This is a genomic window from Alteromonas sp. H02, assembly GCF_059682525.1.
Map to the genome: position 1 here is coordinate 1,100,823 of NZ_CM185021.1, position 13,847 is coordinate 1,114,669.

Genomic DNA, 13,847 nt, shown 5'->3' on the forward strand with positions numbered 1-13,847 from the left:
AAACGTGTAATCATCGATAACACATCTGTATGCAACTATAATTATTTATATTTAAACAACCCCACCAACAAACGCGATTTGACGTTGTTACTGCGATGGCTTTGCCTGTCAACTAAATTAGAGAAATTGACAAACTGAAAGTTAAATAAAAAACATTCTGCTGTCAAATAAATGGAACTTTTTATATCCCTCCCTGTCAGTCCTTAATTGTATTGAAAATCAATGCTTTATGGTTGTCACCCTGGCAACTTAAAGTTACAGCGATGTTGCTTTTTTTGTAATAACGTCATTATTACGGCGGAATAATTTATTTTGACCATTTTATGCACAAAAAAAGTTGTTCAGACCATCGGGGGGCAGAATAAAATAAAGGCGTGTTACTAACACGCCTCTAAGAATGTGCAGTGATGAGCTGCACACACTGGAGCAGATTAAAACTGGTATGAAGCGAACAAGCGCAGGGTTCTGGGCTGGCCGGGGCCAACAAACTCGGTAGACTCAATGTCATCGTAAATGCCTTCCAGCACTTCATCTGCCTCGCCGTAGGTACCAAAGGTTTCAAACTCGGTATCAAACAGGTTTTCCAGACGCAGACCCACAGTAATACCACTACTGTGGGCATAAGTAGCACTCAGGTTAACCAGGGTGTAGCCGTCCAGTTCGCGGTTTTCATTAGCCTCATCGCCACGGAAATACTGGCCAGAGGCGTAATCCACATCGGCGCTGATATACAGGTTTTCAATCACAGGGTAAGTTACCTCAAAACCGGCCTGCCATTCAGGCTGGCCCGGAATGTTATCCCCGGGCATTACCTGACGTCCCGGACCCCTGGGATTTTGTGGGCTAAATGACACATAAGGCGTTTCAAACGTGGCCTGTAAATAGCTCACATTGGCTGAGATCTCCAGATCGTCGTATTGCTGCAGCAAGCTCAATTCGGCGCCCTGACGACGGGTTTTATCCACATTAACAAAATAGCCTACCGAAGCACGGTCGCCCGCTTGTTGGAAGATAATGTCGTCTTTGCTTTCGCTGCGGAATAATGCTGCGTGCAATAAGCCGTTCTCCAGGGAGTAATTCACGCCTACCTCCAGGGTGTCGGTGCGTACCTGATCAAGCGGCGGATCGGCCACAAAGCCATTGGGCAATTTACATGGGTCGTCTTCGTCGGCGCAGCTTAGCTCTGCCGGGCTCGGTGTTCGTGAGGATTGGCTGTAAGATGCATAAGCATGATAACCATCCTTGCGGTAATGCACGGTGGCTGAGGGGTTGAACCGGCTGAACTCATGGTTACCGTTTAGTGAGCCTTCGCCTACTTCCACGCCATCGACCATATCAATGGTGGACTTGTTGTACCGGCCGGCTACGGCGAATTGCCAGTGCGGGTTTAATTCAATCACGTCACTGACAAACAGGTAAGTGTGTTTTACATCGGTGTCCAGGCGAACCCGCGAACCTTCGTCGAATACACCAATGCCGGTTACGCCGCGGCTGTCTTGTGGCGTATCGTTATCGAGCACGGCAAATTCAGTGTCACTTCTGAACGAGATATCAGCAGTATCCAAACCCAGGCCAACTACCCAGTTGTGGGTTAACGAGCCTGATTGCGTCACGCCGGCAAGCTCAGCACTTAAACCATAGCTTTCCTGCTCGGTTAAGCTGGTGTTGGCAGTACCGTCCAGGGTATCCGGGTCGGCATTTGAGATATCTTCCAGTGGCACCAGCGGAGCGAAGCCAACAAACTGAATGGCATCGTCTTCCTCAAAGACTTCCTCTTCTTCACCTGCTTCCTCACCGTCTTCAGCGCCCTCGGCTAATTCGGCTTCTTCATCTTCTTCACACAAGGTTTCACCGTAACCTACGTCACATTCTTCGTAGTCACTGTCATCACCATTGTAGGTTTCGATTTCGTTTTCACGGAAGTAAGCATTAACACGTACCACCATATCATTGTCGAGTTGCCATTCGTGATTCAGGTTAATGAAACGCAGGCTGGTAAAGGTTTGGTCCGGACGGGTATAAATGGCGTCGCGGCCTTCATAAGGGATCAGATCAACCGGAATAGCACCGTTACCAATCAGATCGTTATCGTTGGCTGCCAGGGTGATCCGGGTAGCTGAGTCGTTACCCTTATGGGTAATGTTAGCCAGGCCTTGTTGAACATCACTGGGTGAATAGTCACGCCAGCCGTCTTCTTCATATTTATTAACATTAATGTAGTAACCCCATTCGCCGTTGTTGCCGCCGGATTCCAGGTTAATACCTTGCTGGCCAAAGTCGCCGCCCATCACGGTAACTTTATTATGCGGGAAGCTAAAGCCGTCTTTACTGTTCAAGATGAGTGCGCCGCCCAGCGTATTCTGACCAAACACAGGGTTTGCACCGGAAACCAGCGTGACAGATTCCAGCGCCGAAGGTGGGATCAGGTCCCAGTTTACCGTATCACCGAAAGGCTCGTTAAAACGGGTACCATTAAAATATACCGCCAGGCCCTGAGGTAAGCCCAGCAATGGTGAAGCCGTAAATCCGCGGTATTGTAAATCAGCCTGGAACGGGTTGTTTTGTACATCGTTAATCGACACGCTGACTAACTGGTTATCTAAAATACGTGCCAGCGAGTTGCCATTGTCTACATCCAGTGCATCGGCATCAATCGTCTGGCTGGCGGGTGAATATTCGGTTAAGCCGGAAACAAAGCTCAGTGGTGACTGGCCATACACGGTGACTTTTTCGACATCACCCTGATTGTCCTGGGCCTGCACCTGAAAACTGCCCGCGATACAGGCTGCAAGGTAGAGATAAGAGGTTTTTTTCATTGCGTTACTTCCAGTCCGTTTTCATCGATACATTACGCTGCTGGCTGCTATCACCAGAGCTTGTATTTTTTGTGTAATAAAGTGGTTAAGGCGAGGTAAGTATGGGAAGAGATGCGCGGTTATCCAAGGGATCTATTCCCTTATATAACCGGGAAAAGTTCCCGGTTTTAGCCATTGCGACTTTCGCTACAGACCAAGTGATTAGCGATATAGTGCTAAAGTAGTAATGCTTTACCGGCGGCCGCGCATTTCTCTGTAGAATTTAGAATTCACTTTCCTTTATGATGCAAAGCCTTTTTCTTAACGAACAGGTGATGCAATCATGACAAACGCTAAAATACTGGCTGTCCCTACCAATATCATTACCGGCTTTCTTGGAGCGGGTAAAACCTCAGCCATCTTACATTTATTAGCTCAAAAACCAGCGGATGAACGCTGGGCCATTCTGGTCAATGAGTTTGGCGAAATAGGCATTGATAAAAGCTTGTTTGAAGGTCAGTTAAATAACCTGAACAATGTGTTTATTCGGGAAGTGCCGGGCGGTTGTATGTGTTGTGCCGCGAGTCTGCCGATGCAGATTGCCCTTAACCAGCTACTGGCAGAATCACGTCCTCATCGGCTTATAATCGAACCCACCGGTCTTGGCCACCCTAAGGAAGTCATGCAGGTGCTCACTGCTGAGCACTATCAACCGGTGTTATCCATTCACAAAACCGTTACCTTAGTGGATGCGCGCAAACTGAGTGATGCAAGATATACCAGCCATGATACCTTTAATCAGCAACTGGCTATCGCCGATGTTGTTGTTGGCAATAAACAGGATTTGTATAGCACTGACGATGGTGACCGTTTAGCACACTATGTGAGTGAACATTGCCAGGCGAGTACGGAACTGATGCTGACCGAGCATGGGCAAATGTCGCTGGCAAGCCTTGACGGGACCGCTGCAAATTATCAACAGCCGCAGCATCATGAAAAGCATGCTCATCAAGAGCATCATCACCACGAGCACAGCCATCATCATACTGTTAGCGATAAGCCACCTGCTGCAGAACAAAAGTTGCCCGTTGGAGGGATGTTATCGGCTGAAAACAGCGGCGAAGGGTTTAACAGTGTGGGTTGGCGCTTTGCACCGGATTGCGTGTTTGATTACAACCAACTGCGTTTACTGCTAGCGAGCGTGGAAGCGGAAAGGCTAAAAGGCGTATTTATCACCAATGCCGGCATATTTGGCTACAACCTCACGGCAGATGGATTAACCGAAATAGCCCTTGATGAGAGTGTTGAGAGTCGGGTTGAGATCATCGCAACAGAGCTTCCCCCTGATTTGCAGGCTAACTTGCAGGCGTGTGTAAGTAGTGCGATGAGTTAGCCGATTTTATATATATTGGATTTACTACGGTTGTTAATTGTTATGTTATATTATTATAATAATTTTCCGGAGTGCTTGTTAGTCGCAGAAGAAGTGTGCAGAAATAGACACCGTTTCAATTCATTGGTTAAGGGTATAATCTGGACATAACAACAAGGTGTAGTGAAAATTGACATTGCCAGAAACGAAACCAGTACAGTCGATTAGCCTCGAAAATGTGACCTATCAGTATCCCAAAAGCACTTCCCGACTGGGCTTTCCCCATTGGCAGGTAGCGCAGGGCGAACGTCTGTTTTTATATGGGCCCTCAGGCTCGGGGAAAACAACTTTGCTAAACCTGCTGGCTGGGATCCTGACCCCGGATACGGGCAGCGTAGCGTTGTTGGGTAAGCCGTTTTCAAGTCTGAGCGAGGGCAAGCGTGACAAATTCAGGGCCCGCCACATTGGCGTAGTCTTTCAGCAGTTTAATCTGGTGAGCCATTTAACCGTGGCGCAGAACATTGCCCTGGCGGCGCATTTTGCCGGCGGCAGTCAGCCGGGCCAAGAGCAACTTGCCGCGCTTATCCAGGCATTGCAGTTGCCGGCAGAGGTACTAAACAAGCAGGCCAGCCAACTAAGTGTGGGGCAGCAACAGCGAGTGGCTATCGCCAGAGCGTTAATTAATCAGCCGGAGATCCTGCTGGTGGACGAACCTACCTCGGCGCTGGATGCCGAAGCACGAGATGCGTTTATGCGGCTGCTAACCGAGTTGTGCGAGCAGCATCACACGACGTTGATTTTTGTTAGTCACGATCAGAGTCTGAGTCAGTATCTGGATAAAAGTGTAGCATTAAGCGCAATTACCGCTCCTGCGGAGGCTTCGTCATGCTGATGTCTTTTGCCTTAAGCAGTTTGCGTAGTCGCGGTAAATCACTGGCACTTACCTTTTTGTCGCTGCTGATCAGCGTAAGTGTATTGCTGAGTGTGGAACACGTGAGATTACAGGCTCAGGAGAGCTTTAACCGAACAGTGTCGGATGTCGACCTTATCGTTGGTGCGCCAAGCGGTCAGTTAAACCTGATGCTTTACACGGTATTCCGTATGGGCAGTCCAACCAATAATATCAGTTATGCAAGCTATGAGATGTTGCAACAACACCCGCAGGTAAACTGGGCCATTCCCATTTCATTAGGTGATGCCCATCATGGTTATCGCGTGCTCGGCACCAATCAGCAGTATTTTGATCACTATAAGTTTGGTAACAAGCAGCCGTTAGTGTTTAGTCAGGGGGAACCCTTTAAAGGGGTGTTTGGCGCGGTGTTGGGCGCTGATGTGGCCAGTGCGCTTAATTATAAGCCAGGTGATGACATTGTGATTGCTCACGGTCTTGGCGCGGTGAGCTTTCAGAATCATGACGATTCACCTTTTACCGTTACCGGTATCCTGGCTCCCACCGGTACGCCGGTAGATAAAACTGTGCACGTTTCATTGCAGGGAATTGAGGCCATGCATTTGCCGCATGCCCGGCTTGATATCGTGTTAGAACAGCCAGATAACGTGACTAATCCGGCCGTACAGCCCGACAGTATTACCGCAGTGATGGTGGGTCTCACCAGTAAATTTGCCACCTTTACCCTGCAGCGGGAGCTGAATAATTACGAAGATGATCGTCTGATGGCCATTTTACCAGGCGTAGCGCTTACTGAAATGTGGCAGATGATGTCAAGCATCGAGAACCTGCTGCGTTTTATCAGTCTGCTCATTATGCTGTCTTCCCTGTTCGGACTATCCACCATGTTGCTGGCATCGATGCAGCAACGTGAAAAAGAAATTGCTGTATTGCGTATCATCGGTGCCGGGGCCGGTAGCATATTTCGCCTAATTCTGATTGAAGCCATGCTGTTGGCGGGCGCGGCGAGTGTTACCGCTGTAACGCTGATATCCGGGGTGTTTGCCGTGGCCAAAGAATGGTTAGCCAGCCACTACGGGATGTTTATTTCGGCAAATCTGTTAACTCTGCACACCGCAATGGTGGTTGGCGCGATAATGCTGGCAACGCTGATTTGCAGCCTGTTACCCGCTATTGATGCCTACCGGGGCGCCATTAACCAAAGGCTCTGATTACTGGGTGAGGCCCGGCAGACAGCCGGGCCTTCAACAACAGGTTTATTGACCGAGGCATTGCCCATCATTTTTACGGGCCGGGAAAATGCTATTAAGCGTGGCGATTAACTTCGCGTAATCGTTGGCCATCCGCTCCGCCTGCACCTTTGTTAGTACCTGCCCCTGCAGTTTTTTGCGCTCGGCTTCTACATGGGTGTAATGAAAAATCCGCATATCGGTGTTGTGCTGCTGCCAGGCGTTATCCATGTTTTCGATATTGTGTTGCGAATCATCGACAAACACGATGGCGTCAAAATCACGCCCAGTTGTATTGAGGATCCACTCCAGCATGGTGCCTTTGTTCATACCTGTGGTCATCATCAGGCCGCGGCTGTAACTCATTTCACGTTCAAGTTTTTCCCGGTAAACCGGGTTAGCGTTATCCACAGGCATAAGCGCTGCCTGGCTAACATCAATGCCGTGGCGTAACAGTTCGCGCTCGGTTGCCGCGCGATTTTTGGGCGCACGGGAAGTGAGTAACAGCAGGGTATTGCCGGCTTCCTGCCAATCGTTGAGTAACGCCGGAACCTGAGGTTCGGTAAGATTCATTGGCGCCAGTTCATAGAGCAGGCTGATAGTGTCTTCAAACAGGCAGCTCACCTGTTGCTCAGGCGTGGGCTTAACCGCCAGTTTACCGCGTTGCCACTGGTACCAGATATCGCCGCCCAAATCGGTGGCACTGGTCAGCAGCGTATTATCAATGTCGGCAACGATAAGGACGTTTTCGGCACCGTAATGGCTATTGAGGTTTGCAACAACCGGTGCAATCTTATCGAAAGTGTGTGCTTCGGTGACGGTAACTTCACGGTCGACGGTTGATGGAGTGCTGCTGCAGCCGGTGGCAGTCAGTACCAACGCGAAAAAGACGGCGCGAAGTGCGGTATCAGGGAAAGAAATTGAAAGCATAAGCATTATTGTTGATTAAAAGTTCTGCGTAAAACACCGTAATGTAGCAGATTTAACGGTTAATCGACATGCCTTATGGGCGGTTTGCCAGACAGACCACTAAGCGGTGTAATTGACCAATACTTAGTGGTAAAGCTTTATTCTGCGCAATGCCATTTTTTCTAAATTCATGAAAAATAGTGATTTATTATCTGGCGCGGCAATTGCTTCAAAGTACGCAGTTTAAATGGCATTGAACAATACAGGGAGCCTCCGTCATGGTAAAACTTGAAGATCGTCCTATCGAGCAGGTCAGGGAGGAAGTTATCGATAAGCTGATTTATCACTACAGTCATGGAGTGATTTCGGCCGAAGCGTTTGAACGCCGCTTGGATAAAGCGATGGCCAGTCAGGACCATCAGGAAATAGCCGATCTCGCGGCTGATCTCACCATGCAGGTCGATGGTGACTATACCCGTGAAAAAGAGCGAAAGCTCAATATTAATTACAGTGCCGGTGATGTGCCGGACAATGAAACGGTGATCAACATTATGGGCGGTTCAGATCGCTCCGGACGCTGGAAAGTACCCGCCGAAATTCGCGTGCTTAGTCTCATGGGTGGCTCAGACATCGACTTTACTGATGCTGTGTTTACGACCCCAAACGTCACTATTAAAGTGTTGTGTGTGATGGGAGGTATCGACATCAAAGTGCCGGAAAATGTCAACGTCGTCACCAAAGCATTTTGTTTAATGGGCGGCCTCGACAACAAAGCCCCGTCAATTGCTGACCGGCAGGCACCAACCATCACAGTGGAAGGCTTCGTATTAATGGGCGGCGTGGATATTGGTCTTAAACGCACCATCAAAGAAAAGTTTGTCGAGCTGGCTAACCAGATGAAAACCCTTTTTGGCAGTTCCCAACGCTAGGCTCCCGGGGCTTTTGCAACAAGGCTATAAGAGTTACATAATTCTGCTGGCCAGTGCCTGTGGATTGTGGTGTGACTCGGTCAGGGTATTCACAGTTAATTGCAACGTTGATGAGTGAGAAACAAAAGCACCGTGTAGTTCGGATGCCGGCCACTACCTGTGTTAAGGCGATGGAAAAAGAGCAACTGCTGCTGGAACAGGTGAAGCAGGGCAACTTTAGCCAGGGGTTATTGTTGTGGCGCTGCACAGCGCCGGCCATCGTTTTACCGGCTGGCAGAAAGTGGCAGATAACCGAGCCGTTAAGGGAATGGCTGGCGCAAAGAGGCTGGGATATTTTGCAGCGTCGCTCAGGCGGTTCGCCGGTTCCACAAAGCCCGGCCATGCTCAATATTGCTCACATGTACACCCTAACTGCAACGCAGTCTTATTCTGTTAAAGGCGCATACCAGAAGCTGTGTGATAGTCTGCTAGACTTCTTTGCCGCACTGGATATCAGCGCCGACATTCATGCTACCCCGTATGCTTATTGTGATGGCGACTATAACCTGAACATTAACGGTCAGAAAATTGTGGGCACGGCGCAGCGCGTGCTGACTGCCCCGGGCGGGCGCAAAATTGTGCTGGCGCATGCCTGCCTGCTGATTGATGATGTGCTGGAAAGCATTATTCCGCCGGTGAATGCGTGTAACGAATTCAATAATATCCCGGATAGAGTAAAGCTGAATGCCCACACCTGTCTAAATCGCCATCTCGCTGATTCACTCACTACCGATGAGTTGTTCACGGGATTAATCCGGGCTTTTTCTCGTCACACGGTTTTTTCTTAACGGTTAAAAAGACTATACTGCGTTCTTTTTTCAACCCAAGGACATTCAGTTAATGATTGTAAAACTTGTTCGCAACGCACTGGGTCTGGTTATTGTATCCGTTGATGTAGTAACTCGCTGGAGTCGGGTGAAGCGTACCCCGGAAGCACAGCAAAAGGTTGCTCAGGCTGCTGAGGGGATGACCCTTTACCACTTTTTTGCCTGTCCGTTTTGTGTCAAAACCCGCCGAGCTATTCATAAACTGCGCGTACCCATTGAAAAGCGCAGCGCCGTGCAGGGCTCACCGCACCGGGAAGAACTGATTCAGGGCGGCGGCAAAGTGCAGGTGCCTTGTTTACGTATTCAGCACAGCGATGGCCGGGAAGAGTGGCTTTACGAATCCAAGCAAATTATTGGTTACCTTAACAAACAGTTTGGCCCTGCCTGAATACTTCAATTGATGCCGCGGTTGCCTGAACAGCTAGCATCCGCGGTAGCATAACCCTGGTTTGTTTTACTCCCCACTCTCAGTTTTACAGTCCTCACAAAGTTTAAACCCCTGATTCCCGAGACCAGTGTAGTACCTGCGTGTTGACGCTCAAATAAAAATGGTTATCATTTACCTTTCCGCAAGGGTGCCCTGACAGCCAGGATATTCCTGCCCCCAAATGGGTTCACAGCACGTACTGCATAGCAACGATAAGGGTATTTCGTTATGCGATTTTCACTGGGCACGGCCCGTCAATGGCACTGGATCAGTGCTGCCGTTTCGCTGGTTGGCATGCTGCTATTTGCCGTTACCGGCATTACGCTTAATCACGCCGCAGTCATCCCTGCATCAATTTCCGTTACCACTGTAGAAAGTGAAGTGCCCGCCAGTGTGTTAACGCACTTACAGGACTTACCCATGGCAGCAATGCCTGCGCCACAACCGGTTCGCCAGTGGCTGGCCAGTGAACACAGTATTAGTGTTCCGGCCGATGTAGCGGGAGAATTTGATGGCATGGAGTTTTACCTGGCCTGGCCGGGGCCTGGCGCCGATCGCTGGCTGGCCATCAACGTGGATGACGCAGCACTGCTATATGAAGGTACAGAGCGCGGCTGGATTGCTTATTTTAATGATTTACACAAAGGCCGTAATACCGGGTCGGTGTGGTTTGTGTTTATCGACGTAATAGCCATTGCCATGATTGTGTTTACCCTGACCGGGTTATGGTTACTGGTAAAACAGGCCTCTCACAAACAGTCAACCTGGCCCGTCACCGCGCTGGGATTATTGATCCCAGTGGTCATCGCACTGGTTTTTATCCATTGATGCCGGGCGGGGAGCAGTTTGAATGACAGATAACCAACGACTGTGGCTGGCTATTGCCCTTTGCCTGGCTTATTGCGCATGGGTAGGCTTTATCATTGTTAGCCATTATGCCCGGCAACGAGAGCGGCGGCATGTCACTACCGGTGCGTTTATTGTGGCTTACGCCAGCCAAACCGGCACGGCAAAACAGTTGGCCGAATTCCAGGCTGAATTGCTGGGTGCAGACCGCCCGGTGAAAGTCATCGCCTTAAACGACCTGGCCATTGATACATTGCGCAAAGCAAGCGATGCACTGTTTGTGGTGAGTACCTATGGTGACGGTGAGCCACCCGATAATGGCCGACGATTTTACCGGGCGTTGCAACAACATAATAAACAGCACAATACCGCATTACCTCAATCCCTTTCATACCGGGTAATCGCTCTGGGGGATAGTCAGTATCCAGCGTTTTGTGCTTTTGGCGAGCAACTCGATGAAGCCCTTCAACAGGCCGGTGCTACAGCCATTGCAGATCTCGAAAAAATCGACCGGGCAGAGTCACAGCCCCTGCCGGGTGATGTTTCTGAGGGGGCTGATAGTCCTCTTACTTCAAGTACCTGGCGGGTCACTGAGCAACAGCAACTCAACAGTGCAGACGGCCGGGAACTTTTCATGGTGACACTGGATGCCGATCAGGCATTGCCCGCCTGGCAGGCCGGTGACATTCTCGACATTCAGCCCCACAACACTAACACGGCCATCGCTAAATGGCTTGAAAAGCATGATCTTAACCCGGATACGGTCATCGCAGTTGAGGGCACGCTAACCCCGCTTGAACTTGTATTGCAAACCCGCCAACTGACTGATTTATCCGGGGCTGGGAATGCAGAGCAATACATTCTAAGCATGCCCTTGTTACCTTTGCGCAGTTACAGCATTGCTTCTGTACCTGAGGAAGGGCAGCTAAAACTGATTGTCAGAAAACAGTATTACCCAAATGGTACGCCAGGTATCGGCTCCGGCTGGCTGACCACCTATGCGGGCGGTGAAGAGCCATTTTGTGCTTACGTGAAGGACAATCCGCTGTGCCATATTGCGCAACTTGATGTACCTCTGGTGCTCATTGGCGCGGGCAGCGGCCTGGCGGGCATTCGGGCGCAACTGGCAAAACGATATTATGCCAAAAGTGACGCCGATATCTGGTTAATTTACGGTGAGCAGTCGCCGCAACTGGACAATGTTATTCCTGCCGTTATTGAAGCGTGGCAAACCGGGTTTGCCGGGCTTAAGATTCAGCAGGCCTATTCGCGAGGCGAGCCAGGGCAATATGTACAGGATGTCATGGTCGCGGCAGCTGATGAACTGCAAAACCTAATCGCCCGGGGAGCGCATATTTATGTATGTGGCAGCCATCAGGGGATGGGGCAGGCAGTGCACCAAACGCTAACTGACATACTTGGTGAAGATGCATTAATGCAGCTTATTGATGAACAGCGTTATCATCGTGATACCTACTAGGGTGTGGTGCTGGCGGCAAATACTAATCAGGCAGTAGTTCATAAGTAGTACAGATGCGGCTTAAGGGATAATGTTAATCCATTATGCCGAGTGGTACATATATACTCATTTAACAGATGAGAGTATGTCTATGAAAAAGTGTTTAGCGTTTTTGTTGGTAGCCTTTAGCAGTTTTACCCTGGCTGATGAGTGCGCTGTGACTATCGAAAGTAACGATATGATGCAGTTCAACATGAAAGAAATGTCTGTGCCTGCCTCGTGCGATACCTTTGAGGTAACGCTAAAGCATACCGGACAGCTGGACAAGAAATATATGGGCCATAACTGGGTTTTATCGACTACTGCCGATGCCCAGGAAATTGTTAACGGCGCCCTGAAAGCAGGTCCGGATAATAATTATCTGCCACCGGGCGATGAGCGTATTATCGCGGCGACCAGGATTATTGGCGGCGGCGAGCAGGACACGATCACGGTAGATGTTGCCGGTTTAACTGCTGGTGAAGACTACACTTTCTTTTGTTCATTCCCTGGCCACTTTGCCATCATGAAAGGCGCGTTTATCGTTAACTAACCCATCCCGGCTAATCGCCTTTAGCAAAGGGCGGTTAGCTGACTTTCGCGATTATCTACCCCCCTCCACGTACTCCACAGCTGGTGATGAAACCTGATACTGGTTGGTCGCTAAGCATATCCTCCTAAGCCAAAATTTGTATCCCCGTACTGGTAACTTAGGCTTAGTAATGGCTGGTTTATTCATCAGGTATCGCCTGGTTTTGTATTAATAATATTCACAATATCAGCTTGTTATAGCACTGGCAGAATACTGGGTGGCTGCTAAACTTCAGGTAAGTACTGAGAAGAGCCCCCTCGGTTTGTAAGCTGTAAAGCAAACAGCCTGGTAAGCTTCGAAAAATGTAAGGTGTAAATGTGAGTGAACCAAGATGTGGTAATCCTTCCCGCTCTTCAGTGATGCGTCCTGTGTGGATGCTGCTGGGCATGTCCAGTGTTGTGCTAGGAGGCATTGGCGCGGTATTGCCGTTATTGCCTACGGTGCCTTTTATGTTGCTAGCGGCCTACTGTTTTGCCCGCTCCTCCCATCGTGCCCATGACTGGTTAGTTAATCATCGCGTATTTGGCCCGGCCATAGCCGACTGGCAACGCAGCGGCGCAATTAGCCTCGCTGCGAAATACGCAGCTACGGCATCGGTGGTAGTGGTTTACACCTTATCAATATTCATGGAACTGCGCCCGGCACTGCTTACCATCCAGGGGATTACGCTATGCGCTGTGATGGCTTTTATCTGGAGCCGGCCGCATCACTAGCGACTTGAGAAAGCGCCTGAAATAAACCAGTTTTCTGCTCCCGCCGTATCAGTTTCAGGTTTACTTTTTGGGAAAATGGCAGTGTTACCCGGGCTATTAAAACGTTTCAACAGCGCCGCGAAGAAAACCGATGTTAGCCAACCAGAGCAGCTTGGCGGCTCTATTTGGCAGGATACCGGTGAGGTGTATTATCTGGAAAATACCCTTAAGCTGACTTATACCGCCAACAGTGGGGTAGTAACACTGGAAAAGCTATCGCCGGATTCCCTGGCTAATGTGGTCGAAACGCTGGACCGACTGCCGCCCGACTCGCCCTTTGCCCGTGCAATCACCGCAACGCGAAATACTGCACTGGTTATTAGTGTTTGTGGTGTTACCTGGCAGAAAAACAACGAAACAGTTCGAATCAAAGCGCTGCCAGAGGCCGCACTGCTACGCAGCACCAACGTTGACTTCAGCAAGTCCCAGGCGGTGTTTAAACATGCATTTTTGCTGGAGCATGATGATTTGCTGACGCCTACAACCGGCAGCGGCAAGCCTGGTGTCTTCACTTATAATCGTATCTCTCCAGCCCAATTTACCCGACAACTGGCGCGCGCCAATGAACGCATTGCGCCGCCGCTTCGCCGCGCTATTCCTGTTCATCCGGACAATTTCAACAGCGCATTTACCGAGCATGAACAAACGGTTATCGATGGATTTCTGGATGCTGGCTCGCCGCCAGACAACGATGCGCTGAAGGCAAAACACGAGTAGCCTGT

13 protein-coding genes are annotated in these 13,847 nt (G+C 49.8%); 11 read left to right on the forward strand and 2 right to left on the reverse strand.

Annotated features, from left to right (window positions below; genetic code table 11):
- Positions 1-431: 431 nt before the first annotated feature.
- Positions 432-2,816 (reverse strand): TonB-dependent receptor, encoded by a 2,385-nt coding sequence (locus tag AC566Q_RS04985; protein ID WP_499614354.1) that lies wholly within the window; start codon positions 2,814-2,816, stop codon positions 432-434.
- Between the two features lie 322 nt (positions 2,817-3,138).
- Here AC566Q_RS04985 and AC566Q_RS04990 point away from each other — a divergent pair, with 322 nt between their 5' ends.
- The 3 genes from AC566Q_RS04990 (at position 3,139) to AC566Q_RS05000 (ending at position 6,288) form a co-directional block, all read left to right on the forward strand.
- Positions 3,139-4,188 (forward strand): CobW family GTP-binding protein, encoded by a 1,050-nt coding sequence (locus AC566Q_RS04990; RefSeq protein ID WP_499614357.1) that lies wholly within the window; start codon positions 3,139-3,141, stop codon positions 4,186-4,188.
- Positions 4,189-4,357: 169 nt separating this feature from the next.
- Positions 4,358-5,059, forward strand: coding sequence for an ABC transporter ATP-binding protein (locus AC566Q_RS04995; RefSeq protein WP_499614360.1), 702 nt, complete (start codon positions 4,358-4,360; stop codon positions 5,057-5,059).
- Positions 5,053-6,288, forward strand: coding sequence for an ABC transporter permease (locus AC566Q_RS05000; protein ID WP_499614363.1), 1,236 nt, complete (start codon positions 5,053-5,055; stop codon positions 6,286-6,288). The genes AC566Q_RS04995 and AC566Q_RS05000 overlap by 7 nt, the downstream gene beginning before the upstream one ends.
- A 45-nt stretch (positions 6,289-6,333) precedes the next feature.
- Here AC566Q_RS05000 and AC566Q_RS05005 read toward each other — a convergent pair whose 3' ends face one another.
- Positions 6,334-7,236, reverse strand: coding sequence for a DUF2608 domain-containing protein (locus AC566Q_RS05005; protein ID WP_499614366.1), 903 nt, complete (start codon positions 7,234-7,236; stop codon positions 6,334-6,336).
- Between the two features lie 257 nt (positions 7,237-7,493).
- Between AC566Q_RS05005 and AC566Q_RS05010 the strand changes: the two genes are divergently transcribed.
- The 8 genes from AC566Q_RS05010 to AC566Q_RS05045 all read left to right on the forward strand — a co-directional run bounded on the left by AC566Q_RS05010 (position 7,494) and on the right by AC566Q_RS05045 (position 13,842).
- Complete coding sequence (locus tag AC566Q_RS05010; RefSeq protein WP_499614369.1) at positions 7,494-8,144, forward strand: DUF1707 SHOCT-like domain-containing protein; 651 nt, start codon at positions 7,494-7,496, stop codon at positions 8,142-8,144.
- Between the two features lie 110 nt (positions 8,145-8,254).
- The gene (locus AC566Q_RS05015) at positions 8,255-8,971 is read left to right on the forward strand and encodes a lipoate--protein ligase family protein (RefSeq protein WP_499614372.1); all 717 of its coding nucleotides are present in this window, start codon (positions 8,255-8,257) and stop codon (positions 8,969-8,971) included.
- 52 nt (positions 8,972-9,023) lie between these two features.
- A complete protein-coding gene (locus tag AC566Q_RS05020) occupies positions 9,024-9,398 on the forward strand; it encodes a glutathione S-transferase N-terminal domain-containing protein (RefSeq protein WP_499614375.1) in 375 nt (124 codons plus the stop codon).
- Between the two features lie 267 nt (positions 9,399-9,665).
- Positions 9,666-10,265 carry a PepSY-associated TM helix domain-containing protein gene (locus tag AC566Q_RS05025; protein WP_499614378.1) on the forward strand — a complete coding sequence of 200 codons (600 nt, stop codon included), beginning with the start codon at positions 9,666-9,668 and terminating at the stop codon, positions 10,263-10,265.
- Between the two features lie 22 nt (positions 10,266-10,287).
- Positions 10,288-11,763, forward strand: a complete 1,476-nt coding sequence (locus AC566Q_RS05030) for a flavodoxin domain-containing protein (protein ID WP_499614381.1) — start codon at positions 10,288-10,290, stop codon at positions 11,761-11,763.
- A 130-nt stretch (positions 11,764-11,893) separates the two neighbouring features.
- A complete protein-coding gene (gene azu, locus AC566Q_RS05035) occupies positions 11,894-12,334 on the forward strand; it encodes an azurin (protein ID WP_499614384.1) in 441 nt (146 codons plus the stop codon).
- A gap of 356 nt (positions 12,335-12,690) precedes the next feature.
- The gene (locus AC566Q_RS05040) at positions 12,691-13,086 is read left to right on the forward strand and encodes a YbaN family protein (protein WP_499614387.1); all 396 of its coding nucleotides are present in this window, start codon (positions 12,691-12,693) and stop codon (positions 13,084-13,086) included.
- Positions 13,087-13,161: 75 nt separating this feature from the next.
- On the forward strand, positions 13,162-13,842 hold the full coding sequence (locus AC566Q_RS05045; RefSeq protein WP_499614390.1) for a hypothetical protein: 681 nt from the start codon (positions 13,162-13,164) through the stop codon (positions 13,840-13,842).
- Positions 13,843-13,847 lie beyond the last annotated feature (5 nt).

Excerpts from the sequence above, each read along its gene's own strand:
- AC566Q_RS04985 (WP_499614354.1), bottom strand. The coding sequence starts at position 2,816 with ATGAAAAAAACCTCTTATCTCTACCTTGCAGCCTGTATCGCGGGCAGT.
- AC566Q_RS04990 (WP_499614357.1), top strand. The coding sequence starts at position 3,139 with ATGACAAACGCTAAAATACTGGCTGTCCCTACCAATATCATTACCGGC.
- AC566Q_RS05000 (WP_499614363.1), top strand. The coding sequence starts at position 5,053 with ATGCTGATGTCTTTTGCCTTAAGCAGTTTGCGTAGTCGCGGTAAATCA.
- AC566Q_RS05005 (WP_499614366.1), bottom strand. The coding sequence starts at position 7,236 with ATGCTTTCAATTTCTTTCCCTGATACCGCACTTCGCGCCGTCTTTTTC.
- AC566Q_RS05010 (WP_499614369.1), top strand. The coding sequence starts at position 7,494 with ATGGTAAAACTTGAAGATCGTCCTATCGAGCAGGTCAGGGAGGAAGTT.
- AC566Q_RS05015 (WP_499614372.1), top strand. The coding sequence starts at position 8,255 with ATGAGTGAGAAACAAAAGCACCGTGTAGTTCGGATGCCGGCCACTACC.
- AC566Q_RS05020 (WP_499614375.1), top strand. The coding sequence starts at position 9,024 with ATGATTGTAAAACTTGTTCGCAACGCACTGGGTCTGGTTATTGTATCC.
- AC566Q_RS05025 (WP_499614378.1), top strand. The coding sequence starts at position 9,666 with ATGCGATTTTCACTGGGCACGGCCCGTCAATGGCACTGGATCAGTGCT.
- AC566Q_RS05030 (WP_499614381.1), top strand. The coding sequence starts at position 10,288 with ATGACAGATAACCAACGACTGTGGCTGGCTATTGCCCTTTGCCTGGCT.
- azu (WP_499614384.1), top strand. The coding sequence starts at position 11,894 with ATGAAAAAGTGTTTAGCGTTTTTGTTGGTAGCCTTTAGCAGTTTTACC.
- AC566Q_RS05045 (WP_499614390.1), top strand. The coding sequence starts at position 13,162 with ATGGCAGTGTTACCCGGGCTATTAAAACGTTTCAACAGCGCCGCGAAG.